The organism is Metabacillus sp. KUDC1714 (genome assembly GCF_014217835.1).
GTDB lineage: Bacteria > Bacillota > Bacilli > Bacillales > Bacillaceae > Metabacillus > Metabacillus rhizosphaerae.
Genome location: NZ_CP055263.1, coordinates 1,173,332 through 1,199,264, shown reverse-complemented (window position 1 = coordinate 1,199,264; position 25,933 = coordinate 1,173,332). Strand labels below are relative to the sequence as shown.

Sequence of the window (25,933 nt, the reverse complement as noted above, 5' to 3'; positions counted from 1 at the left end):
GTTTGTAAAAGTAGGAGGTGAGGCGGTGACCTCACCTCCTACTTTTTTTAAAAAGGGGTGTAAACCATGAAGCAATTCATCAAACGTTTTGTAAAAGTGAGAAATACAACCGAACACTTCAGACAAAGCGAGCATCATAGAAAAAGAGATATCGTGTCCGCTTACGGATTTTTAACACCTGCTTTAATTCTTGCGATTCTCTTCATTGTCTTACCAATTATTCTAGCATTTACGTACGGGTTTACGGATTACTATTTATTAAAACCAAACGATAAAGAATTTATTGGGCTTGAAAACTTTAAGCGAATGATGACAGATGAAGTGTTGATACAAAGTTTCATGAACACGATTAAGTTTGTGGTGTTTGTTGTTCCTCTGCAACTATCGATGGCACTAGGACTTGCGCTCATTGTCAACAAAAAAATCAGAGGCGTAGGGTTCTTCCGTACCGCCTATTTTTCACCAGCTGTTTTATCTCTTGTTGTCATCTCAATCCTATGGACGGTTATGTTAAACCCAACATCTGGATTAATTAATGAACTCCTTGAAAATGTCGGAATTTCCAAGCAGCCTTTCCTCTCAAGTGCGTCTCAAGCAATGTATACGATCATTGCGATCTCTGCATGGTCAGGGTGTGGGTATCAAATGATGATCTTTTTAGCAGGACTTAAAAATATTGATGGAAGTCTTTATGAAGCAGCGGACATTGACGGAGCCAATGCGTTCCAAAAGTTTTTATTTATTACCATTCCGTCATTAAAACCCATTCTGATGTTTTTGGTGATCACCACCACGATTCAGGCGTTTAAACTCATTGTTCAACCGATGGTTATGACAGGTGGAGGTCCGGATTACTCAACGATTACCATTTTGCAATACATTTATGAGTATGGATTCCGTCACCGAAACATTGGATATGCAAGTGCGATTACATTAGTATTCACGATTTTCTTAGTCGTTATCTCAATCATTATTAAAAAGCTATTTAGAGAGGAGAAAGTAGCATGAAAATTGTAAAGAAAACCTTGTTTTATATCTTGGCGTCTCTTGTGGCATTACAATTTTTACTTCCTCTTATATGGATGATTCTTTCTTCATTTAAAATCGATGAAGTGATTTACAAAGATATTGATACAATATTTGCCTTTGTTCCAAGATTTTCTGATCTTTCGTTTGATTCCTATGTGGAGTTATTAGGTTTTTATAACATCTTTAAAAACGTTGGAAATAGTTTGATTTATGCATCCGTTACAGTAGTTGTAGGATTAACCATCAATTCATTGGCAGGATATGCTCTAGCAAGATTTAAATTCCCATTTAAAGATTGGATTTTAATTTTTATTATCGCTCTTATGATTGTGCCAATTGAAGCGACCATTCTTCCATTGTTTTTAGTGGTAAATGAAATGGGATTAATCAACACGATTCCAGGTTATTTGCTGCCATTTATCATCAATGTGATGAACATTTTCTTATTCAGACAACACTTCTTATCTTTCCCTGGTGAATTGATTGAATCAGGAAAAATCGATGGACTAAGTGAAGTCGGATGTTTCTTCCGAATCGTCATGCCGTCAAGCTTAAATATGTATATTACTGTTGGAATTTTAACGTTCTTAGCTTCATGGAACGATTTTCTATGGCCGGTTATGGCGTTATCAAACGCAGATTTAATGCCAATTCAAGTTGCCCTAAATGCTGTTTTTGCAGACACGTATAACATTTTCACAAGTCACATGATGGCAGCACTAACAATCGTAACGATTCCAATCGTTATTCTTTATATCATTTTCCAAAAATACATTGTGGAAGGTTCCATGCAAAGTGGAATTAAATAAAAGAGGTGCCCTATGAATCGACTACAAAAAGCAAACGACTATATCAAAGAAAACAAACATAAAACAAATAACCGACCCCTTTTTCACTTTTCACCAGAAATCGGATGGATCAATGACCCAAATGGTTTTTCATTCTACAAAGGGAAATACCAGCTCTTTTATCAGTATTACCCGTATGACATTGTATGGAATGACATGCATTGGGGACATGCAACAACAAATGATTTTGTCAATTGGGAGTACCTTCCCGTAGCGATGGCCAATGACAAAGCGTATGATGCAAACGGATGTTTTTCTGGAAGTGCGATTGAAAAGGATGGGAAGCTCTATCTAATTTATACAGGTCATATTGATCCTAACTTAGGGTTTGATAAAGATGAATCACAAATTGCTGAACGTCAGTGTGTTGCAGTGTCAGAGGATGGTATCCATTTCAAGAAATCCAAATTAAATCCTGTGATTGGCGAAAAAGAATTGCCAGATGGGTATCTCATTTGTGATTTCAGAGACCCTAAAGTGTTAGAGCGTGACGGGGAATACTACTGTGTATTAGCGGTAAGAAATGCGAAACGACGTGGTGAAATCATCATGTTCCAATCAAAAGATTTACTTCAGTGGAGCTTTCATTCTTCTATTTTTCAAATGCCATGTAAAGAAAATACGTTACTAGAATGTCCAGATCTCTTCCACTTAGATGGAAAAGATATATTGATTTTCTCAGAAATGCCATGCGACCCTGAATTTGACGGAGAAGTAGAGAAAAAGACGTCTTATGTGATTGGACACATGGATTTTGAAAACGGAGCATTCAATCCTGAGGCAAAGGGCTTGCTAGATTATGCAACGTTTTACGCACCACAAACAACGGACGGTCAAAACGGAGAGAGACTTTTAATTGGATGGATGCATCGTTGGACAAAAGCAACACCACCAAAAGAGTACGGCTATAACGGCATGATGAGTTTACCAAGAAAGTTACACATCAAAAACAACACATTGATTCAACAAGCTTATATTAGTCATGACGATTATTTCACACCTGTTGCTGTTCATGAACATGTTTCATTAAATGAGGACTTGCACATTGAAAGCGGAAGAACAGGATATTTATCCCTATCACTATTATCTAAGAGTGGATCGTTTGTTGTTGAATTAAACAAGAAAGAAACAACAGCAACACGCGTGAGTGTCGATCCATCATCCAATTCTGTTGTGATTACTTCTGATTATGGAGATAGTGAACCAATTACCGTACGTGACTGTTTTAACAATGAAGAAAACACACTAGAATTTTATGTGGATCTTCATTCAATTGAAATCTTTGTGAATAAGGGCGAAAAAGTCGCAACATTTACGGCATATGAAAAAGAAAAAGGAACAAGCATTGTCCTTTCCGGAAAAGGAGCCCAATTAAAAGAAGTTCGTTATGAGGCGTTTAGTTCTTAATAAACGAAATAAAACAGCTCTGTTTAACAACAGGGCTGTTTTATTTAAACATATAGGATGTAACTTGTATATTTATTTTGCACCTGCATATGCCGTAGGTGGCATAGTTGCTATTATTTCTCCAGTTTTTATAGGCATGATTACAGATCGATTTGTCCCTTCACAAAAAGTGTTAGGTCTAGTTAATCTTGGGGGAGCATTCTTTTGTGGTTACTTCCAGCACAAATTAATTCAGGTAACGGTAAATCATTTGTTTGGCTTATGTTTATTTATATGCTTTTGTTTAATCCAACTTCAAATAATATAAGCATTAGAAATATGGGATATTCTGTAAAACCTCCCAGTCATTCGTGTGTGTGGAACAATTGGTTTTATCGCTGTAGGAGTTCTTATTGAATTTAATTCCTTTCTTTTTCCGTAAATTGGGATTTAAATGGATGTTTATAATTGGAATGCTGACATGGGTGCTTCGTATGTCGTTGTTTGCACTAAGTGCAACAGAAGGAATTGTAGTATTCATGCTAATCGGTATTGCTTTACACGGATTTTGTTGGGACTTTTTCTTCGTAACAGGCTATCTCTATACCGATAAAGTGGCAGGTGAAAAAATAAAAGGACAAGCACAAGGTTTAATCATCATGTTTACTCAAGGTATCGGTATGTTTATAGGTTCTTTTTTTTCTAATTATACACTGCCCGAACAAGTAATAATGTACTAATCAAATGGTAACGATTTTACAGGTACACATATTTCACAATAACCGTTGTTAATCATATCACCAGTGTATCTTTCTAAAATCGGTTTGTTGTCAATTTGGTATTCACTGTTTTGTATGGTTGAGAGAATTTCAGCCCATGCTTTTTGAATATCTTCCACTGTATGTTTGACTTTGCTAATAACATATTTTCCACCTGAAATTTCACTTTCACAAATTGAATCATTAAGTTGAAAATCCTCTGATATGGCAATACAAGCATCATATCTACAGTTTTCAGGAAGTGTTGTTTCAGGGTTATCTTGTGGAATTCCCAAAATAATCGCTGATTTAATAAGATTATTCTCCTCAGCCCATTTCTTTAACTTTTCCATTGCTTGAATGTTGTTAGGACCATATGGACCAACTTGTCGCACATAGGCAATGCGATACTTTGGAATGTTTTCGACATTAGCATACATAGTTTTTCCCCTTTCTTTACTAAAATTGTTATTAAATTTGAATGCTATCATGATATAAAAATATTATCATGTGAATTTTTAAAATTGATAATATTCAATAATATGAGGCTTTGCTTTTCACTACTGTGTAGTCTTGAAGAAGGCTAAAGGGTAGAGATTCCCATGAAATATAGAATAGGAGGAGCAGATCGTGCGACAAATAACTTTATCAAATGGAAAAACAGTAGAAGTAAAGTGTTTAAGTTGTGCAATAACAAGTGGATTGATTGAGCCAGATGGTGGTGTGGTGCTTGAAACTGAGTATTTTCACGCTCATCAAGATGTTGCTTATCCTATAAAGGGACTAATAATATTAGCTTCTAAGCGACATATAAAATGTTTTGATGAATTAACAGAAGAAGAAAAGATAGATTATATAAAGGTTCTGTCAAAGATCAGGGAGGCTCAAAGAACTGTTTTAGGAATAAAATATGTTTATTATTTTTATAATGAAGACACAACCCATCATTTCCATACTTGGATGGTTCCAAGATATAAATGGATGTATGAATTTGGTCGCTCAGTTGAATCTGTTAGACCTACTCTACTCCACGCTCGAAATGAAGTGAATAGCAAAGAGAATATTCAAGAAGTAATGGATGCGATTGCGTCTTTAACTAAAGAGTTAAATAAATAAGATCATTATTAAACTATCGGATAGCGTTAACTTTAGATACGCATTCTGCTCTAGAAATTCCTTTATTATTAGTTTTCATATTAGAACTAAGTAGTTTATCTTTTAAAAAAGTTTTTATAAAAAAATTTACTGAGGAACATTTGTAGCAATAATTGTTAAATAAATGAAGGGTAAAAAGCAATAATGATCTTAAGCATCTGAAAAAATTCACTATGAGATTTGCCATTTTATATTTGCTTAACCTTAAGGAGGATTACTTACTAAAATATAGAATTGACATATAGCATTAACTTTTAAGGAGGTTAAATATGTCACCACCAAAACATATCGTTTCGGCAGCTACTATTGTATTAAATAATCAAAATGAAATTTTATTAATTAAAGGTCCACGTAGAGGATGGGAGATGCCTGGTGGGCAGGTTGAAGAAGGGGAATCGTTAAAGGACGCTGCTATCAGAGAAACAAAGGAAGAATCGGGTATTGATATTGAAGTAGTTAGATTTTGTGGTGTATTTCAGAATGTAAGAGGCTCAATATGTAATACATTGTTTTTGGAGTACCTATAGGTGGAGAATTAACTACTAGTTCTGAAAGATTAGAAGTAGGTTTTTTTCCAGTAAGTAAGGCACTAGAGATGGTCACCTGGAAAAATTTTCGGCAAAGAATAGAATATTGTTTAAACGACAATCTTCAACCCTTTTATGTTGAATTCTAATGCAGGAAAGCATCAATATATATAATTAAATACTTTAAAAATTGGGTGCTTTCCTTTAACAAGGATGAGCACTTATTTTTATTGTGCCATTTTTTTGGAGTAAGATAAGAAATCCAACCTGCATGAGCACCAGGCATAACTAGCTATCGTGAGCAGACTATTTTTATAAATAAGTAAGAAAATACCAATCATACACCTCATCAATACTTTTTCTATTCTAAGAACATCTAGAATAACTCCACAGATTCTAGAATCCCCATACAATACTAAAACCATATAAATATTTAAAGTTTGTAAAATTTATATTTGACAACAATATTCTAACCATGTAACCTATTCTTAAGATAAATAGTTACCATTATGGTGGTAACCTAATTGGGTGTGGAAGGGATTTCCCTATTTCAGGAAATAATGTAGTCAATTAAGAAAGGGGTAAGCGGATACAAATGCGAGGAATCTCTTAGTAGATAGAGTAAACAATTAGAAGTATGTTTTTATTCAGAAAAAATTTAAAAATGACTGATTTTGGAGGAGTTTTAGATTTGAAAATAGCTTATGTTAACGCTACTTTTTTTACTTTAGATAAGGATAATTTAATTTTTGAAAATGGAATGATGATTACAGAGGATAATTCCATATCCTACATTGGCCAGCAATTATCGGAATTAATAGATGTAGAGCAAATAGTGGATTTAAAAGGGAAATGGGTTCTTCCTGGACTAGTAAATACACACTCACATATTCTTATGACTCTTTTGCGTGGTAAAGGAGATGATATGCTGTTAAAACCATGGTTAGAAACTAAAATATGGCCACTGGAACAACAATATACTACAGAAATTGCTTCTGTAAGTGCTCAACTTGGAATATTGGAAATGTTAAAAACTGGGACAACTACATTCTCAGACATGTTTAATCCTAATGGAATCGATTCGGATGAGATAATGGAATCTATTTTGAGTACAGGGATTCGGGGTGCTTTTTCCCATACAATATTTAGCATGGGATCTCAGATAGAACAAAAGCGGAATTTAGTAGAAGCTGAGCGTTTTGCTAAAAAGTATAAGAGGGTGGCTGATGGACGTTTAACCACTATGGTTTCACCGCATAGTCCGTATGCGTGTAGAACAGAAGCCCTTCTAGAAAGTCTAAGGATTGCCAAAGAAAATGAATTAATGGTACACACGCATGTCTCTGAAACTGAAAATGAAGTCTATGAAATTGAAAAACGTTATGGTGTTCGTCCTGTCGAGTATCTTCGTAGTTTAGGGATTTTTAATCAACCAACTATTATGGCACATGGAGTAGTCCTTAACGATGAAGAGCGAGAAATATTAAAACATTACGATGTTCGAGTTGCCCATAACCCTATTAGTAATTTGAAACTAGGATCCGGGGTTGCCGATATTGTTAGTCTTTTAGATAGTGGTATTAAGGTAGGAATTGCAACCGATAGTGTTGCTTCAAATAACAATCTGGATATGTTTGAGGAAATGAGAGTTGCTGCATTGCTTCAAAAAGGAATGTATAAAGATGCTACTAAGTTGCCTGCTGAAAAAACCTTAGCTTTAGCAACTAGAATAGGAGCGGAAGCTATTGGTATGGGGAATACTGGTTCCTTAGAAGTTGGAAAGAAGGCTGACTTTATAACAATATATCCTTACGATAAAGAGCATTTACAACCAATTAGTGCGGCATATTCACATTTATTATATGCTGCACATGGAAATGACATTTGTGATGTTTATATTGATGGTAAAAATATTGTAAAAGACAGAGTCTGCTTAACAATTGATGAAGAGAAAGTAATAGCAGAAGCAAATCGTTTGCAAGGTAAACTAGTTTGCTAAAAAAATATAAACATTATAATTTTTTTAATTTGAAAGGAGAAAAACAATGAAGAATAGTGAAAAAATTCAACAAACAAAGGAATATTTATTATCTAAAATTAAGTTTTGTCCATCGGTTGGGCTTGTTCTAGGTTCTGGACTTGGGATATTAGCTGAGGAAATTGAAAATCCCGTCTATATTAACTATGATGAAATTCCACATTTTCCTGTTTCAACAGTGGAAGGTCATGAAGGTCGCTTGGTAATCGGAAACTTAAGAGGTAAACGTGTCATTGCAATGCAAGGACGCTTTCATTATTATGAAGGACATTCTCTTGATGCTGTAACGTATCCAATTCGCATAATGAAGGCTATTGGAGTTCAGCAAATTATTGTAACAAATGCAGCTGGGGGGATTAATCCATCATTTAAAACGGGTGATTTAATGATTATTAAGGATCATATTAATTTGACCTCTCAAAATCCGCTAATTGGTCCGAATAGTGAGGGATTAAGGTTCCCTGATTTGACTGAGGCTTATTCAAAGAGTTTAATTAATTTGGCAAAAGAAATTGCAAATAAAAACAAAATAAATGTTTTAGAAGGTGTTTATGCTGGAATGCCGGGACCTAGTTATGAAACACCAGCAGAGATAAAGTTTTTAAGTGTAATAGGTGCGGATGCAGTTGGAATGTCGACAGTTCCAGAAGTAATAGTAGCTAAACATTCGGGATTAGAGGTAATAGGTATTTCTTGCATTAGTAATATGGCTGCTGGTATATCTGAATATTCTTTGACTCATGAAGAAGTGATGGAAACGACCGAGAAAATCAAAGCTCAATTTTTAATATTAGTAAAAGAAATTGTGGCTGATATGTAGATGGAGGAATAGAAAATGATTCAGCGAATAATTCAACACTTTCAACTAGAAGAGAATAATACTACCTGGAAAAGGGAATTAATGGCCGGTTTAACATCATTTTTTACATGTGCCTATATCATCTTAGCCAACCCCCTAATCTTAAAAGATGCCGGTATTCCTATTGGTACGACAGTAATAGCAACCATTGTCGCATCAATTATAGGTTGTTTACTGATGGCTATTTGGGTAAATGCCCCTATTATTGTGATTCCGGGCATGGGAGTCAATGCTTTCTTTAGTTACACTATGGTTCAATCATTAGGACTTTCTCCGCAGCAAGGACTTGTTGTAGTCATATTAGCAGGACTATTTTTCTTTATTGTTAGTATCTCTACTTTTGGCAATAGAATTTTAGATTCAGTCCCCGCCTCTTTAAAGCATGGAATTACAGTTGGTATTGGTCTATTTCTTACTTTTATCGGATTACAAAAAGGCGGAATTATTCAATCTAGTGAAACCACAGTTGTTGCCCTAGGACACTTAGGTAGTCCTGTCACGCTCTCGACAATAGTAGGGATAATCATCACACTTATATTATTTGTACGGAATGTAAAAGGCAGTTTGCTAATCGGAATTATTATTACTAGTTTCTTGACGATTACATTTACTGAGGGTAACTCATCCAATGTAGTTGACTTTCAAACACAAAGCAAATATCTATTTACTTTTAGCGAATTAAATATATTTCAAATTCCATTTTGGATCGCTGTTTTCTCTATGACGATGATTGTTTTATTTGAAAATATGGGGTTATTAAGTGGGATGTTACCCGATATAAAGAAATTCCCTCGGGCTTACAAAGCTGTAGCAATCTCTACAGTAGCTTCGGGATTAGTAGGTACAAGCCCTACAATTGCTTCTGCTGAGAGTGCTGCAGGAATTACTGAAGGTGGAAAAACAGGGATACCTGCTTTTATCGTCGCTATTTTATTTGGTTTCTCTATAATAGCTATGCCTTTAATACAACTAATTCCTGGAAACGCTGTAGCACCTGTGCTGATTATCATTGGAGCACTTATGATGAAGTCAATCCAAGACATACCTTTCCATGACTTTTCAGAGGGATTTCCGGCATTTTTAATTATTATATGTATACCTATGACATCCAGTATTGCAGATGGGTTAGCGTTTGGATTTATTGTGTATCCAATAGTCAAAATAGCTATCGGTAAATGGAAGCAAGTTTCACCTCTAGTGTATCTGATTTCTATTCTCTTTCTATTAAATATTGTCGCTTCTGCCTTACTTATACATTAGGACTATACACTAGCGTCATTTATAAAGAATACACCTTAAAGTTGATAAAGAGATAGTCAACTTTAAGGTGTAGTTTAAATTAACAATCTAATTTTGGAAATGTAGTCAGTAGGTGTATTCTTGATTAATAGCGTAATTTCATTAGAATGCTTTTTATTTCAGAATCATTCATTAACAAATCGTAATGTTTTTCATTAATCTTTGCTAACGCAAGATCATGGTAAAAGAATTCTGTAAAAATCTTTATAAATGGTTTTGACATTGTCTTTAATGCTTGCCATGAGTTCTCTTCCATACCTGCAAAAATAACTTCTTTTTCATCTACAATAATTAATCGAAACAGTTCTAGGGACTGATGTTCAGTTGCAGGAATTAGGGTGTGCGTATTCGATAAATTTGTTTCTAATTCACCTACAACAAGTACTTCAACATCTACACCTTGCTTTTCCTTTTCATTTAATAATGGTAAATATTCCTTTAGGTCATCATTCCAAGATGAAATTCTAATAGATTTTTTTGCATCTTGAACAAGTTGTTTACTTTGTACCCGAATTGATGAGTCAACTTTCAAACTCCATACGTGTTCATCATAGTATGACTTTTTTTTAGTATTGTTGTTTTGTAATTGCTTTATATTGCTTTGAAATTCATTATTCAATTTTTCAATAGCTAGTGATAAGGGTAATCCGATATATAGCTTTTTATTTTCGGATACAGAATCCAATATCATTCCTTTTTCAATCATCCGTGATATGACCTCATATACTTTTGATTTTGGAACTCCCGAATACTTAACAATGTTAGTAGCATCCATGGGTTCCTCACTTGATACTAGGACTTCGTAAACACTACTTTCATATTGTGAAAAACCAAACTTTTGTAACATCTAATATATATCCTCCTATAGAGCTTCAATTATGTAAACATCTAGTAGATTATTCAAGTGCATTTATCTGTATAGGTGCCACTATTTATTTCTATTACCAATAATAATTTAAAACCCAGTTATATTTCAATATTATGCATTCCTACAATATTTTTATTATTTCTTTAAAATTCTTTTGTCTAATTTTGATATTTGAATTTTCTAATTATAATTGACAAAAAGAAATTAACTAAAGTAATATATTTATAGGTTACCAATATAGGGGTAACCAAATGTGCATTGGAGGTAAGATGTAAGAAAGTACTTAGCTAAAAGTAAAAATGAAAGCGATAACAATTAGACCATGAGTATGAAAGGGAAAGGTGGTAGTTAGATATAGTATATACCTAAAATTATATTTTATCTTATATCTTGATTGATTCGGATCAACAATATTTAAAGTTTGGATCATGGGGGAGTCTATATGTGGAAAAAGGGATTTAAAATAATTTTTACTAGCTTACTAGTTTTTCAGCTCACGATATCGTCTGTGTTTGCAGTTGAACCTTCTCAAAACCAACAGGAAGAAAGTTTAGGCGATTATATTAATTTCCAAATGCTATCTATTAACGATTTCCATGGCAATCTTGAAACGAAAAGTCAGCTAGAAGGAAAAGAAGTTGGTGGTGCTGCATATTTAGCTACACAATTAAATAAGCAGCAAAATGATTTTGAAGAACAATCTACAAAAGTGGGGCGGAAATTTCACACCCTTCGTTTACATGCAGGTGATACCGTCGGGGCAAGTCCATCGCTTTCTTCCTTGCTTCAAGATGAACCAACTATGGAAGCAATTAATAAAATGGGCTTTAAATTAGGAGTATTAGGAAACCATTCATTTGATGAAGGGATTCCAGAGTTCAAGCGTTTACTCTATGCAACATCTGTTCATCCTAATGTAGCAAAATATACAGAAGGATTGAATTACGAGTACCATGGGATAGATGATGATTTCAGCTATTTAGCAGCAAATGTTGTCGATAAGAGTTCTGGTCAGCCTATTTTTGACCCTTATATTGTCCAAGACATTGAAGGCGTTAAAGTCGGATTTATTGGTATCGTTACAACAGAAACACCTAAGTCTGCTATGCCAAAATATACAGAACCCTACCAATTCTTAGATGAAGCTAAAACGATTAATGAATATAGTGAAAAGTTAAAAGAAAAGGGAGTTAAGGCAATAGTTGTTGTTGCTCATGAAGGTGCAGCAACAATTAAAAGCGTAACCACTGGAGTAATGGCAGATGTCGCAACAAAAATAGATGATGAAGTTGATATCATATTTGCAGCTCACAGTCATGAATACGCAAATGGTGTTGTTGATGGAAAACTCATCATTCAAAATTATAATTATGGACAAGCTTTTGGAGATGTTCGCACACAACTTGATCCTATGACAGACGATTTTGTTAAAGGTTCAATAAAAGCAGAGAGAATTCTAAATACACGTAATGTAACACCAGATCCTGAAATTCAGGCAATAGTGGATGAAGCAAAACAAGTGACAGAAAAAGCGTCTAAACAAGTAATTGGACAAGCAGCAAGTGGTGATCCCATTGGAAAACGCAAGCCTGAAGACGGAGAAAATGAGCTGGGAAATCTTGTTATCGATGCTCAACGTATCATGATGTCAGATGCTGATTTTGCGATTACCAATTCAGGAGGAATTCGTGAAGCCTTAATTCCAGAAACAAATGAAAAGGGTGAACATAATCTAACTTGGAAAGCAGCTTATGCAGTACAACCTTTTAATAATTATATACAACTTATTGAATTAACAGGTCAGGAGATTAAAGATGGTTTAAATCAACAATGGCAAAGTCCTGACGAAATAATATTTTTGCAAATTTCTGGATTCAACTATTCGTATGTTGACGGAAGTAAGGCTACTGACTGCCATCTGGTATACTGTGTGAAAGATGTATTTTTGGAAGATGGAAAAACGAAAATGGCTATGAGCAAAACATATAAAGTAGCAATGAATGAGTTTTTAGCAGATGGTGGTGACGGTTTTACAGCATTTGCAAATAATAAAGTACTAAAAAACGGTAGTACAGATACTGACATATTTGTTGCTTATATTGAAAGGTTAGCAGCGGAAGGTAAAAAAGTAGACCCTAAATTAGAAAGTCGAGCAATAATAATCGAACCAATAAATAGTAAAGACTCTATTGAGAAAGATAAAGATAAAACGGAGGATGAGACTGAAATAGAAAAAGAGACGACAGATAAAATAGATAAGAACGACAGTGAAGGAAAACAAGGGCAAAATAGTAATGGAAATAGTGATGATAACTCAGCTATTGGTCATAAATTGCCTAAAACAGCAACGAATATATATAACTATTTAATGTTCAGTGCATTATTAGTCGCTGTAGGAGTTAGCATTTTAGTTTATCGTAACAAAAGAGTATAAATATTTTTCGGAAAGTGCCTTAAATTTAGGAGATTTCTATATTTCCAGAACTATTAATTCTCTAACAATTTCTATAATTTATTATGAAAATATTGGAAGTCAAATGGCAGATAAACTGTCACTAAGTAGGTTAGCATGGGATTTATGAAAAATTCACTAACTAAATTATAAGTTATACATTTCTAATAAATTCAAAATCTTGTTTGACAAACTCTATTTGGTTAATGTAATCTATACTTACGTTGGTTACTAATATGGTGGTAACTAATGAAAGCGTATGAATAATCCTTCACTATCATGATAATGAACTTTCTATAATGACATCAAGTTAAAGAGGTCAGACCTCCGACAAATTATAGTGAAGTTTTTTAAAATGATATGAAAGGGATTTCAAAAAAGAATAAGATAAAAAAATGGGGGAAAAGAAATGAATTTTCTTTGGGGAGTTTTGGGGATTATTTTTATTTTAGGGATTGCTTTCTTACTATCAAATAACAAAAAATCAATTAATTTACGTACGGTTTTTGGTGGGCTCTCAATTCAAATCATATTTGCCCTTATTGTTTTAAAATGGGATCTTGGGCAAACAGCTCTTAAATGGCTATCATTAAAGATTCAAGATATCATCAACTATACTAATGAAGGTGTTACGTTTTTATTCGGTGGTTTAATTGGTAATGAGGGTATAGGATTTATTTTTGCATTTCAAGTTTTAACCGTTATGATTTTCTTTTCATCCTTAATTTCTGTCTTATATTATCTTGGGATTATGCAATGGGTTATTAAAATAATCGGTGGGGGACTTTCAAAGTTATTAGGGACAAGTAAAACGGAATCAATGTCTGCAGCTGCAAATATTTTTGTTGGTCAAACAGAAGCACCTTTAGTCATTCGACCTTACATTGAAAAAATGACACAGTCAGAGCTTTTTGCAGTAATGACAGGTGGGCTTGCTTCAGTCGCAGGATCTGTTTTAATTGGATATTCTTTAATGGGCGTCCCTCTTGAGTATTTATTAGCAGCAAGTTTTATGGCAGCACCTGCAGGGTTAATCATGGCAAAAATCATGGTTCCTGAACCCAAAATAACTGTAATAGAACAAACTGCTGCAACAGCTGAATCGTTAGAGATGTCCAAAGATATTGAAGTAACTGAGGTATCTGAAGGAAGTAATAAGGAAAAGGATCAAGAAGCGACAAATTTGATCGATGCTGCAGCACGAGGTGCAACTGATGGTCTAGGCCTTGCACTAAATGTTGGTGCTATGTTACTTGCTTTTATTGCTTTAATTGCACTAATTAATGGAATCTTAGGTGGTGTAGGTAGTTGGTTTGGATTTGATACATTTTCCCTTGAATTGATATTAGGTTGGGTATTTGCTCCAATTGCTTTTATAATTGGAGTTCCGTGGACTGAAGCACTTCAAGCTGGAAGCTATATTGGGCAAAAAATTGTTCTAAATGAATTTGTTGCATACGCAGCATTTGCACCTGAGATGGGAAATTTATCTCAAAAAACAAATATAGTTGTAAGTTTTGCTCTATGTGGCTTTGCAAATATAGGTTCACTTGCCATTCTTCTAGGTGGATTAGGTGGTCTGGCTCCGAACAGACGCCCAGACATTGCTAAGCTCGGTGTCCGTTCTGTAATTGCAGGCGCATTGGCTTCACTTTTAAGTGCGGCAATTGCGGGGATGTTATTTTAAGTGAATTCACGACAGGAATTAAAGTGAGATTGGATAATCATACTTGATCTATTTATTTTCTATTAAAAGTACATGGATTTAATATTTCTATGATTATTAATTAAAAAAGATATACCGATCTGACGAAATTGTTGGGTTGGTTATTTTTTCAACATAGAGGTATGACGTCTGACAAATATAAAACTTAATTTTGAAAGGGATGAGAATCTTGGTTAACAGATTTAAACGAATTTTTTTAATTGTAATGGATTCTGTGGGTATTGGTGAAGCTCCTGATGCTAATAGATTTAATGATGAAGGTGCAGATACATTGGGGCATATAGCGGATTATATGAATGGTCTATGTCTACCAAATATGGAGATGCTTGGACTTAGTAATATCCGTGAAATAAAAGGTGTAAAAAAATTAGAGAGACCATTAGCGCATTATACAAAAATGGAAGAAGCATCTAACGGAAAAGATACTATGACAGGCCACTGGGAGATTATGGGCCTATTTATTGAAACACCTTTTCTAACCTTCCCAAAAGGATTTCCGAAAGAATTAATTAAAGAAATTGAAGTGAAAACAGGGAGAAAAGTAATAGGTAACAAGCCTTTATCAGGAACAAGTATTATTGAAGAACTTGGCAAGGAACATATGGACACTGGAGCATTAATTGTATATACATCAGCAGACTCAGTTTTACAAATATGTGCACACGAAGAGATTATTCCAATAGATGAATTTTATAGGATATGTGAAACTGTTCGACAAATTACTAATGTCGATAAATATAAAGTTGGTCGTGTAATTGCGCGCCCTTTTATAGGAGCACCTGGTGATTTTAAGAGAACAGTAAACCGTCATGATTATGCCTTAAAACCATATGGGAGAACTGTGATGAACGAATTAAAGGATGCAAATTTTGATGTCATTACTATTGGTAAAATCTCAGATATTTATGATGGTGAAGGGGTAACAGAGTCATTCAGAACTAGATCAAACATGGATGGCATGGACAAACTCAATAGGACATTAGAAATGAACTTTACTGGCATAAGTTTTCTAAACCTTGTTGAATTTGATGCCGAATATGGACATAGACGTGATCCTCAAGGCTATGGAAAGTCACTTGAAGAATTTGATTCACGGTTACCTGAGATAATTTCCAGAATGAAACATGATGATTTACTTATTATTACAGCTGATCATGGAAATGACCCTACCCATCCAGGAACTGATCATACAAGAGAGTATGTACCTTTGCTTGTTTATAATGAGCAAATAAAAGTAGGAAAACATCTTGAGATCCGAAAAACGTTTGCTGATATTGGTGCGACAATTGCGGAAAACTTTGACGTACCTATGCCTCAATACGGAAAAAGCTTTTTAAATGAAATCTGAACAAGATTAATAGTCTATAAAAATTCATAACCAAAAAGGTGGAAGAAGAATGAAAGTAGTAATTGCATCTGATCATGGTGGCATCAATATTAAGAGAGAAGTAACTGAGTTAATGAAAGCAATGGCTATTGATTATGTTGATTTAGGATGTGAATGTAATTCTTCAGTTGACTATCCTGATTATGCAATTCCTGTAGCTAAAATGGTAGCATACGGCGCAGCGGATCGAGGGATTTTAATTTGTGGAACAGGAATTGGAATGAGTATTGCCGCGAATAAAGTAAATGGTATAAGGTGTGCGCTTGTACATGATACTTTTAGTGCAAAAGCAACAAGAGAGCATAATAACACCAACATTTTAGCCATGGGAGAACGTGTAATCGGCCCAGGATTAGCTCGAGAAATAGTAAAAATATGGTTAACTACCCCATTTGAAGGTGGAAGACATGAAGTACGTATCAATAAGATAAATGTGTATGTGAATAGGGCTAATAAAGATATTGATAGTTTATTTAACTAAATTTCATGTTCAATTTATTAAAACTTTTAAAGAACAAAGTGTCTTTATTGTTCTTTAAAATATAGATGTCTATTCATAATTAGCGCGCACATAAGGAGACAGTAAACATGAATAAAATCAGAAAATTATTACTTTTATTTCTTCCAATAATATTCTATTGCACATTCTTATCTGGTTGTGAAAGCAGGAGCGAGTCAATACCCTGGAAAGCAAAATGAGATTTGGGTTAATGTTATCTGGCGTTGGGCTGGGAGACCGATCTTTCATTGACGCGGCTTTTCTTGGGCTCGTTAAGGCTAGAGAAGAAAAGATTCCTCCCACTCTTCCGAATGAGGCAGCTAAGCCAGAGCCTGCTGGAGCAACCTTGAAATTGAAGACCTTGATGCTCCACTTTTGGCGCTTTCCAGTAACAAGGATGAGCGCTTATTTTCATTTTATGTCTGGATTCAGTAGCTCATACGATGATGAAGGTATTGAAATTAACTGGTTTCCTTCAAAGGGTTAGTCACCCTCTCTTACTCAATTTAATAGGTATATTTACCTGTTTTACTCACTATCTATAATATAACAACAAATTAATAATACATCTGTTATAATACAATTTATATTTACTATATTATGAGGTGATATTATGGATGCTAAACCCTGTAAACTTTCGCGTTGTGTCAAAGCCAATGTTGTTCTTCCACCAGATACGCAGCATCACCACACATTATTCGGTGGTAGACTCATGCAGTTAATAGATGAAGTGGCTGTATTATCTGCAACCCGCCATGCAAGAAAACCTTGTGTCACAGCTTCTACAGATTCTGTCGATTTCCTTTCCCCGGTTCGAGTAGGGGATTCAATCTGTTTAGTAGCTTATGTAACATGGACAAGCAGAACTTCGATGGAAGTTTTTATTCGCTCTACTGCTGAAGACTTGATGACAGGAGAAAGAAGAATTGCAGCTGTATCGTTTCAGACTCTTGTAGCTATAGATGACAATGGAAAACCAGTTCCTGTACCAGAAGTAATCCCTGAGACAGAGGAAGAGGAGTATTTATTTAGAACTGCTCCGATGCGTGCCATTTCACGAAAAAAACATAGAGAGGAAACAAAAGAACTAATTGAAACTTTAACTTATATCAACACAAATCATCTTGATGTGAATGAACAGTTATATGGTGTTGTGACAGGATAATCAGAATTGATAATCAAGCTTTCCTACATTGTATTTGCAAATTTCTATTCCTTTACTCAAGAATAACGCTATTATAATTCTGAATATTTAGAGTACATAATCAATTTACGCAGTGCTTCAATTAAGAAAAAAATAAGATTAATAGTCTATTTTAGTTGGAATTATTTATACTTCTATTAAAGAACGTATACATAATTCTTATTTTTTTTGAGTGGAAATAAATAGAAATCCAATCCGTCAAATTTAGTAAGAATTATAAATAATTGAGTAGCAAAAACATTGGAAACATCTTCACTTATTGATAAATGCACCTTTCTGAATATCACAATAGAATAGAAATTCCACTAACGGATAAAATAACCAATATGAGTAAGGGGTATTACGTAAAGTTCCAAAAAATAATTTATCAATATCCTCTAGGGTGATAATATGAAACACGAAAAAATAAGTCCTCTACAGTTATTTTATGTGATACTAGGGTTTCAAATTGGTAATACGTTTGTTTTTGGATTAGGTGGAGGGGCAAAACAAGATGCTTGGCTAGTTATTTTGGTTTCGATGCTAGGTGGGTTTATCTTGATGTTAGTGTATACAAAATTATCGAACTATTATCCAGATGATACATTGATCCAGATGATTCCAAAAATTATCGGAAAGTTTTTGGCCATCCCATTCATTTTGATTTATATCAGCTATTTTACATATCTAGCCGCTCGAGCTTGTAGAGACTTCGCAGAAATTCTCGCTGCATCAATGTTAGTCAAAACCCCCTTGGTGGTTGTAATAGGAAGTTTTATGGTTTTAATTGTATATTGTTTTCGAGGTGGAATTGAATCATTTTGCAGAATGGGAGAAGCCGTTATTCCTTCCTATATTATGGCCTTGAGTATCATTTGGATTCTGTTGCTAACTGTTGATGAATTTGATATAAACAATCTTTCCCCCATCTTAGGAAATGGCCCAAAACCTATATTAAAAGAAGTATTTCCAAAAGTATTAACCTTCCCATTCGGAGAGTCAATCATCATCACTATGTTTTTCCCTTATTTAAACAATATGGGTAGAAAAGGAACTGTTGGAATGGCAGCTATACTACTTACAGGTGTTTTAATGACAGTAAATCTGATCTTGGTTTTATCAGTATTAGGACCAGAAATATACAGTCGGAATTTTTTTCCTCTTCTTACAGCTGCTCAAATGGTTTCGATTGCGGATTTTCTGGAACGATTTGATGCATTGGTTATTTTAACGATGTTAGCAGGCGTGTTTTTTAAGATTGGTGGATGGACATTCGGTTCAGCTATTGGGATTGCTCAATTATTTAAATTAAAACAAAATCGTTCTGTATTCCTTGGCATAGGGACTATTCTTACCCCATTATCCCTTTTAATCGCACCAAGCCAAATTCGACATAATGAAATTGGGTTAGATTTTTTTACTTTATACTTTCATATCCCTTTGCAGATTGTTTTTCCTATCATGCTGCTCTGCATCGCATTTATTCGGAAAAAAATTTAATCTTCTAGTATAAATATAGTCTTTGGAAAAACTGCAGTTATGTAAAAATGAGTCCGGAAAAAGTGATTGATATTGTTAAGGACCAAGATTTAACAAAAACAAATAGGCATTGATCAAAAGAAACAATGCCTATTTATATTTCATATTCCTACATTGATACAGAATTTGAATTTTGCTTAGATTCATGTTCTCTACGTGGGGCGAGTAAAAGATAAGATAGGATCGAGCCAATACTAACTATAATAATTACTATTCCCATCGTTATAGCTGAGTTATTTCCTAAACCAACAAGAGGGGAAGCAATTCCTCCCAAAAGTAACATTAATACACCAAGTAATGCCGAAGCACTGCCTGCTGATCTTCCTTGGTTTTGCATTGCAAGAGAAGATCCAGAAGTACTGACTATTCCGATACTTGATACGACAAAGAATAGAGGAAGTAATATTGTCGATAATCCGATATTCAGGATTAACATAATTAACAATGTAATTGCTCCGATGAAGGCAATAATTAGCCCCAAAACGAACAGTCTTCTTTCACTGATATGACCAGCTAATTTTCCTGTTATTTGACTTGCAATCACAATCCCAATTCCGTTAATGGCAAAAATGATGCTGTATTCTTGGGGAGACACATTATAAATATTTTGTAATATGAAAGGTGATCCTGCAATATAAGCAAACATGGCAGCATATATTAAACCTTGCGAAAGGGCGTATCCTATGAAACTACGATCAACTAAAAGGCTCTTAAACGTTGTTAGTGTTTTTTTAATACCACCCTTAGACCGTAATTCATTAGGTAAAGTATCTGGTAAACCAAATAATACAATGAAAAACATTACTAGGCCGATTAAACTCAAGGTAACAAAGATACCTTGCCAAGGTGCAATATGTAATAGTTGGCTCCCAATTACAGGCGCAACAATCGGTGCAACACCATTAAATAAAGCTAGTAGAGAGAAAAATTTCGTTAGCTCTGAACCTGAGTAAAGATCTCGTACTACTGCACGGGAAATGACCACACCGGAGGAAGCTGCCAACCCCTGAATAAACCTCAAAAATATAAATATCCAGATTGATGGGCTAAAAACGCATAATAAAGAAGCAATAAAATAGATGACTAAGCCAATAAGCAAAGGTTTTCGACGTCCATGGACATCACTTAATGGTCCGGTAAATAATTGGCCAAGTGATAAACCAAGTAAGAAAAAAGTTAAACTAAGTTGGATAAGCGAAGGGGTAGTTTTTAACTCATTAGCCATCTGAGGCAGGGCAGGTAAGTACATATCGATTGAGAGTGGTCCAAAGGCTACTAATGTTCCAAGTACAAAAGCGATCCATAAACGCTTGGACTTTTTAGGTTTGTTCGTCGCGATATCTAATTTACTTAGAGAATTAATCATCAATATTTTCATCCTTTCGAAGAATTACCGTATTGATTTTAGATAGTCCTGTTGAAGTTTGAGTTTAATAGTTGAAGGTTAATAGAAAATAGGTAAGGAACTGCCCAGGCACTCCCACGATTTAGTTAAGGTGTTTAATTCTGTCATAGGTGACTTTCCTAATTTTATCCTGTTATTCATTCCCATTAGGAAGGCTATTTTCAGCTGAACCATAATCTTCTTTACGTTTGATTTCATCTTCGTGAATTTCAAATAATTGAGTAAATTCATTTATGATTGATTCGACCGCTTTTAATTCACCTACTAAAATTGGATTAATTGATTGCAGCTCTGGTGATTCTAGTTGTTGTTTTAAGGTTGTACGTTTTACATTCATTCTGTCTAAAAATTCAATAGCTCTACCTCGGCGAAATGTTTTTGCGCCACGCTTGTGCCCACCACCTTTGCCATGACGATGTTCTTCACGATTGTGTTCACCGTTTAAGTGTCTTTCATCTCTTTTGTATCTTCTTCCGTGTTTATCGTTCATTTTCCTCATCCTTTCAGTATACAAATGTATACATAAGTTATTGTATACATTTGTATACTCGTTGTCAATATTATGTTTTCCCTTTCATTTTTTATAGAGTGGCATTACTAATTAATATTCAATTATTAAAAATGATCATCTATTTTATCATTATCACCCCAAATTTGCCTTTTTCAAAAAAGTACTATTGCTGGAAATTTATCAAGATATTAACGTAAGAAGAGAGATGATTATTCTGTCTCGTCTTTTGGTAACTTTTCTTATTTGTCTAACAATCAATTAAATAATTCAAATTAGAAAAGGAATTTGTTCCTTAAAAAATAAAGGGGGAGAATCAAGTGAAAAAATATGTATTAGTTGGAACTGGTGGAAGAGCTGAATTTTTCTATGGAGCAATTGTTAGAGATTTTAATGAAACTTGTAATCTAGTCGCTTTCTGTGATTTGAATCAAACTAGAATGGATTATGCGAATCGTTTACTCGAAGAAAAATATAATCATCCTAAAATTAACACGTACATACACACTGATTTTGAAAAAATGATTACGGAAGAAAAACCGGACACGGTTGTGGTTACTTCTGTTGACCGTACACACCATACGTACATTATTAAAGCATTGGAATTAGGCTGTGATGTTGTTACTGAAAAACCAATGACAGTGGATGCTGAAAAATGCCAAGCGATTATTGACGCGATTAATAGAACTGGAAAAGAAGTTCGCGTTGCTTTTAACTATCGTTATGCACCACACAATACGAAAATTCGTGAGCTAATTATGAATGATGTGATTGGCCAAGTAAATTCCGTTCATTTTGAGTGGGCGTTAGATACTCAGCACGGTGCAGACTATTTCCGTAGATGGCACCGCGATAAGCGCAATAGTGGTGGATTACTTGTTCATAAATCAACACATCACTTTGACTTAGTGAACTTTTGGCTCGATACAAAACCAGAAATAGTTTATGCATCTGGAGGGCTACGTTTCTATGGTAGAGAAAATGCAGAATCTAGAGGTGTTACACAATTTTATCAACGTGCATATGGAAGTGAGTATGCGAAAGATGATCCTTTCGCAATTGACTTGGAAAGCAATGAGCACTTAACAGCTATGTATTTGGATGCGGAAAAAGAAGATGGTTACCAACGTGACCAAAGTGTTTTTGGAGACGGAATTAACATCGAAGATACACTTGGTGTTATGGTAACCTACAAAAATAAAGCGATCTTAAACTATTCTCTAAACGCTTATTTACCATGGGAAGGCTACATTGTTTCCATTAATGGTACAAAAGGAAGAATTGAAGTTCGAATTCGTGAACAATCTTACATTAATTCGGGTGGTAGCAAGGATGACGAAGGAAAAGTTAAGGAGAAATCAATCATGGTTATGCCAATGTTTGGTCAGCCTTATGAAGTAGATGTTGTCGAAGGAAAAGGAGGACACGGTGGTGGGGATCCGATCCTTTTACAAGATATTTTCGGAACTCCAGTTGAAGACGAATTCAAACGGGCAGCTTCTCATGTTGATGGTGCGATGTCCATTTTAACTGGAATTGCAGGAAACATCTCGCTTAACACAGGTCAAGCAGTAAAAGTAGACGAACTAATTAAGTTCTAATTCGAGCACCTTAGACGATTTGGACAAGAAGGATCTGTTTTCGAATGGTTGTTTTCGCAAACTTTGTTGCTATTTACCAAGTAATACGGTGGTTGATTGTCGCTTTCCGCGGGGCGGGCGGTGAGCCTCCTCGGCGTAAACACCTGCGGGGTCTCACCTGTCCCGCTATTCCCGTAGGAGTCTCGCACTTCCGCTCCAATCAACCTGAATTAGTTTATGTTAAAAAAGCAACAATTTCTTAGAAAACAGCCTTTCGAATTGACACAAAATAGAAAGGGGTTGGGAAATAGTGATGAGCGCGTTACGTCAACAATTCTTGCATCCTCCAGAGGAGTTTACTCCGATTCCTTTCTGGTTTTGGAATGATTCCTTAACGAAAGAGGAAATTATTAGACAAATCAACGATTTCTATGACAAAGGGGTAATGGGATTCGTTTTACACCCAAGGATTGGGATTCCTGAGGAAATCGTATATTTGTCGGATTATTTTATGGAATTAGTCCAAACAGCCGTAGAAGAAGCGAAACAGTTGGGGATGTTAGTTATTTTATACGATGAAGCGATGTATCCTTCTGGGTCAGCTAAAGGATTAGTTGTTAAAGATAATCCAGAATATGCAAGTAGAGGCTTAAAAATGATCGAGTATCCATGTAACATGGATAATGAAATAATGATTGATTTAGTGGAGGGAGACTCATTTGTTTCGGCTCTAGCAGTTAAAAAGCTATCACTTAAAGCAATAGATTCATCGACATCCCAGGTGTTAGATTGCGTAAATGGCAGAGTGGAGTTTAGTGCTCCAGATGACGATAACTGGTCCATACTCGTGTTCGTCGAAACGTATTCGGGTGGAAATATCCGTGGTATCCATTTTGGTGAAGACGATGGTGAGGAGAATGCTCCAGCATCTGCTGATTTACTAAATCCTGATGCAGTGGCAAAATTTATCCGCATCACACATGATAATTATTACGATAAGTTAAAAGACTACTTCGGAAATACGGTGATTGCCATGTTCACCGATGAGCCAGACATTTTGGGAAGAGGTTCGGCTCGAGATTTGAAGCCATGGACCAGAGATTTTCTCAGCTTTTATAAGCAGCATGGAAACAAGGAGGAGCATTTGGCCTCTTTGTGGTTTAATGCCGGAGTGGAAACTGAAACAAATCGAAGCAACTATCGAAAAACCGTCAATAAAAGACTAACAGAAGCTTACTATAAGCAAATTAGTGACTGGTGTGCAAGCCACGGTATTGCCTTAACAGGACATCCTGCGAAAAGTGATGACATTGGTTTACTCGATCATTTTCAAATCCCTGGTCAGGATGTTGTGTGGCGTTGGGTTGCACCAGAGGATGAAAAAGCTTTAGTAGGGGAACACTCTACAGCCGGAAAGTGTTCAGCCGACGCAGCAAGACATAGAGGAAGACGAAGAAATTTGAATGAGTTTTTAGGAGTTTGTAGCAAAGAAAGTCCTTGGGCGCTTACTCCAGGTGACATGAAGTGGTATATAGATTGGCTACTAGTCAGAGGTGTCAACCTTCTCAGTCCACACGCCTTTTATTTTTCAATTGAAGGAGAACGGAGAAGTCACGAGCGCCCACCAGATGTTGGTCCGAATAATCTATGGTGGCCGTATTATAAACAATTTGCCCAATACATGAAGCGTTTAAGCTGGTTAATGACCGATAGCACGAATCAAACGGCTGTATCTATTTTGTGTGTGGAAGATCATTTGCCATGGAGGGTTGCAAAACCATTATTTGAAAATCAAGTGGAATTCAATTATCTTGAGGAGTCTTTGTTTTTATCATCCAGTCATCTAAGGGATGGGAAAATAGAGATCGCGAGTCAATCCTATCAAACCTTGGTTATTGAGGATAGCTTAAAGCTTGAAGCAGCTGTAATCGATAAGCTCGAAACTTTTATTCAAAGTGGAGGTGAGATAATCGTACTGACAGATGAACATGCATCTTCACCGATGAACGGGGCAAAAGCGGTTCAAAGGCCTGAAGATGTTGTTGATATACTATCTTCAATTCACCGTGAAGAAGTAGTGATCTCCCCTGCCAGCAAAGACATAAGAGTCAGTAAAATCGTTAAAGATTGTCAGCTTTTTTATTTCTTTGTTAATGAAGGGGAGGAAAACTATAAAGGGATCTTCCACCTGAAGGAAGAAGGAAGTGTCGAAAAATGGGACGCTTGGACTGGTGAAATCGAACAAGTAAACCTAAAACGCCAAAGTGGTGGATTAGTAGCTCCATTGAATGTCGACCGTAGATCTTCAGTTGTGTATGCTGTCGATACTGATCAAAAGCCTTTGATTGACGGATCAGTTATACCGATCTTTAAAGTGGAAAGCCTAGAGCTTGATAATAATTGGATCATTGATAACAGACAAAATCTCGCATTGGAATCGTGGCTTCATTGGGATGGTATGCAATCCTTCTCGGGAACAGTAATCTATGAGAATCAGTTTATAATAGAAGAAAAGAATTCAATTATAAAAGTCTACCTAGATTTAGGAGAAGTACATGAAATCGTAAAGGTGACAGTAAATGGACATGAGGTTGGTGTGAAAATGTGGGCACCTTATCACCTTGAAGTTAATCCAGATTATCTTATAAAAGGTGTTAATAAACTAACTGTTGCTGTCACTAACAATCGCGCAAATGAAATGGATGATGCACGTTTAACTTCTGGATTACTTGGTCCTGTTACACTTGAGATATGTTGTGAAAAATAAAAGAAGTTATTTGAAAATTTTAAATAGATAGGGAAAGTTACTAATTGGAGTATTTCACAATAGGCACTTGATAAAATAAGCCGATCGTAGAGCTTGCTATAATCAATAACAAGTTATTAG

At 35.2% G+C, this 25,933-nt stretch carries 21 protein-coding genes and 1 pseudogene; 18 read left to right on the top strand and 4 right to left on the bottom strand.

Going from position 1 to position 25,933, the window contains the following annotated elements; all coding sequences use genetic code 11:
- Positions 1–66 precede the first annotated feature (66 nt).
- The 4 genes from HUW50_RS05840 to HUW50_RS05825 all read left to right on the top strand — a co-directional run bounded on the left by HUW50_RS05840 (position 67) and on the right by HUW50_RS05825 (position 4,003).
- Positions 67–1,008 (top strand): carbohydrate ABC transporter permease, encoded by a 942-nt coding sequence (locus HUW50_RS05840; protein WP_066329151.1) that lies wholly within the window; start codon positions 67–69, stop codon positions 1,006–1,008.
- Positions 1,005–1,838, top strand: a complete 834-nt coding sequence (locus tag HUW50_RS05835) for a carbohydrate ABC transporter permease (RefSeq protein ID WP_066329150.1) — start codon at positions 1,005–1,007, stop codon at positions 1,836–1,838. Before HUW50_RS05840 ends, HUW50_RS05835 begins: the two co-directional genes overlap by 4 nt.
- A gap of 12 nt (positions 1,839–1,850) precedes the next feature.
- Positions 1,851–3,284, top strand: coding sequence for a glycoside hydrolase family 32 protein (locus tag HUW50_RS05830; protein WP_083964507.1), 1,434 nt, complete (start codon positions 1,851–1,853; stop codon positions 3,282–3,284).
- A gap of 392 nt (positions 3,285–3,676) precedes the next feature.
- Positions 3,677–4,003: an MFS transporter gene (locus HUW50_RS05825; protein ID WP_066329144.1), complete on the top strand. Its 327-nt coding sequence runs from the start codon at positions 3,677–3,679 to the stop codon at positions 4,001–4,003.
- On the opposite strand, the gene HUW50_RS05820 is transcribed toward HUW50_RS05825, so the two are convergent.
- On the bottom strand, positions 4,000–4,461 hold the full coding sequence (locus tag HUW50_RS05820) for an AraC family transcriptional regulator (RefSeq protein WP_066329142.1): 462 nt from the start codon (positions 4,459–4,461) through the stop codon (positions 4,000–4,002). The two genes, HUW50_RS05825 and HUW50_RS05820, sit on opposite strands and share 4 nt — an antisense overlap.
- Before the next feature lie 190 nt (positions 4,462–4,651).
- On the opposite strand from HUW50_RS05820, the gene HUW50_RS05815 reads away from it, so the two are divergent.
- From HUW50_RS05815 to HUW50_RS05795, 5 genes and pseudogenes are all read left to right on the top strand, one after another.
- Positions 4,652–5,137 carry an HIT family protein gene (locus tag HUW50_RS05815; RefSeq protein ID WP_066329140.1) on the top strand — a complete coding sequence of 162 codons (486 nt, stop codon included), beginning with the start codon at positions 4,652–4,654 and terminating at the stop codon, positions 5,135–5,137.
- 308 nt (positions 5,138–5,445) lie between these two features.
- Positions 5,446–5,852: pseudogene (locus tag HUW50_RS05810) on the top strand (NUDIX hydrolase).
- Positions 5,853–6,367: 515 nt separating this feature from the next.
- A complete protein-coding gene (locus HUW50_RS05805) occupies positions 6,368–7,702 on the top strand; it encodes an amidohydrolase family protein (RefSeq protein ID WP_185654041.1) in 1,335 nt (444 codons plus the stop codon).
- 46 nt (positions 7,703–7,748) lie between these two features.
- Positions 7,749–8,561: a purine-nucleoside phosphorylase gene (locus HUW50_RS05800; protein ID WP_185653769.1), complete on the top strand. Its 813-nt coding sequence runs from the start codon at positions 7,749–7,751 to the stop codon at positions 8,559–8,561.
- Between the two features lie 15 nt (positions 8,562–8,576).
- The gene (locus tag HUW50_RS05795; RefSeq protein ID WP_083964506.1) at positions 8,577–9,860 is read left to right on the top strand and encodes an NCS2 family permease; all 1,284 of its coding nucleotides are present in this window, start codon (positions 8,577–8,579) and stop codon (positions 9,858–9,860) included.
- A 124-nt stretch (positions 9,861–9,984) separates the two neighbouring features.
- Here the strand turns inward: HUW50_RS05795 and HUW50_RS05790 are convergent, their stop codons facing one another.
- Positions 9,985–10,746, bottom strand: a complete 762-nt coding sequence (locus tag HUW50_RS05790) for a TrmB family transcriptional regulator (protein ID WP_066329132.1) — start codon at positions 10,744–10,746, stop codon at positions 9,985–9,987.
- 463 nt (positions 10,747–11,209) lie between these two features.
- Between HUW50_RS05790 and HUW50_RS05785 the strand changes: the two genes are divergently transcribed.
- The 7 genes from HUW50_RS05785 to HUW50_RS05755 all read left to right on the top strand — a co-directional run bounded on the left by HUW50_RS05785 (position 11,210) and on the right by HUW50_RS05755 (position 19,514).
- Complete coding sequence (locus HUW50_RS05785) at positions 11,210–13,201, top strand: 5'-nucleotidase C-terminal domain-containing protein (protein ID WP_185653768.1); 1,992 nt, start codon at positions 11,210–11,212, stop codon at positions 13,199–13,201.
- A 427-nt stretch (positions 13,202–13,628) separates the two neighbouring features.
- Complete coding sequence (locus HUW50_RS05780; protein WP_185653767.1) at positions 13,629–14,906, top strand: NupC/NupG family nucleoside CNT transporter; 1,278 nt, start codon at positions 13,629–13,631, stop codon at positions 14,904–14,906.
- 208 nt (positions 14,907–15,114) lie between these two features.
- The gene (gene deoB / locus HUW50_RS05775; protein WP_066329126.1) at positions 15,115–16,293 is read left to right on the top strand and encodes a phosphopentomutase; all 1,179 of its coding nucleotides are present in this window, start codon (positions 15,115–15,117) and stop codon (positions 16,291–16,293) included.
- A gap of 49 nt (positions 16,294–16,342) precedes the next feature.
- On the top strand, positions 16,343–16,813 hold the full coding sequence (rpiB, locus tag HUW50_RS05770) for a ribose 5-phosphate isomerase B (RefSeq protein WP_066329124.1): 471 nt from the start codon (positions 16,343–16,345) through the stop codon (positions 16,811–16,813).
- Between the two features lie 214 nt (positions 16,814–17,027).
- Complete coding sequence (locus tag HUW50_RS05765) at positions 17,028–17,318, top strand: hypothetical protein (RefSeq protein WP_157094319.1); 291 nt, start codon at positions 17,028–17,030, stop codon at positions 17,316–17,318.
- 126 nt (positions 17,319–17,444) lie between these two features.
- Positions 17,445–17,996 carry an acyl-CoA thioesterase gene (locus tag HUW50_RS05760; RefSeq protein WP_066329114.1) on the top strand — a complete coding sequence of 184 codons (552 nt, stop codon included), beginning with the start codon at positions 17,445–17,447 and terminating at the stop codon, positions 17,994–17,996.
- A 429-nt stretch (positions 17,997–18,425) separates the two neighbouring features.
- Positions 18,426–19,514 carry a GerAB/ArcD/ProY family transporter gene (locus tag HUW50_RS05755; protein WP_066329107.1) on the top strand — a complete coding sequence of 363 codons (1,089 nt, stop codon included), beginning with the start codon at positions 18,426–18,428 and terminating at the stop codon, positions 19,512–19,514.
- Positions 19,515–19,662: 148 nt separating this feature from the next.
- Here the strand turns inward: HUW50_RS05755 and HUW50_RS05750 are convergent, their stop codons facing one another.
- The gene (locus HUW50_RS05750; RefSeq protein WP_083964512.1) at positions 19,663–20,916 is read right to left on the bottom strand and encodes a multidrug effflux MFS transporter; all 1,254 of its coding nucleotides are present in this window, start codon (positions 20,914–20,916) and stop codon (positions 19,663–19,665) included.
- A gap of 175 nt (positions 20,917–21,091) precedes the next feature.
- Positions 21,092–21,448, bottom strand: coding sequence for a hypothetical protein (locus HUW50_RS05745; RefSeq protein ID WP_083964504.1), 357 nt, complete (start codon positions 21,446–21,448; stop codon positions 21,092–21,094).
- Positions 21,449–21,786: 338 nt separating this feature from the next.
- Here HUW50_RS05745 and HUW50_RS05740 point away from each other — a divergent pair, with 338 nt between their 5' ends.
- The gene (locus HUW50_RS05740) at positions 21,787–23,067 is read left to right on the top strand and encodes a Gfo/Idh/MocA family oxidoreductase (protein ID WP_066329098.1); all 1,281 of its coding nucleotides are present in this window, start codon (positions 21,787–21,789) and stop codon (positions 23,065–23,067) included.
- Between the two features lie 292 nt (positions 23,068–23,359).
- The gene (locus tag HUW50_RS05735) at positions 23,360–25,813 is read left to right on the top strand and encodes a glycosyl hydrolase (protein ID WP_185654040.1); all 2,454 of its coding nucleotides are present in this window, start codon (positions 23,360–23,362) and stop codon (positions 25,811–25,813) included.
- Positions 25,814–25,933: the final 120 nt, after the last annotated feature.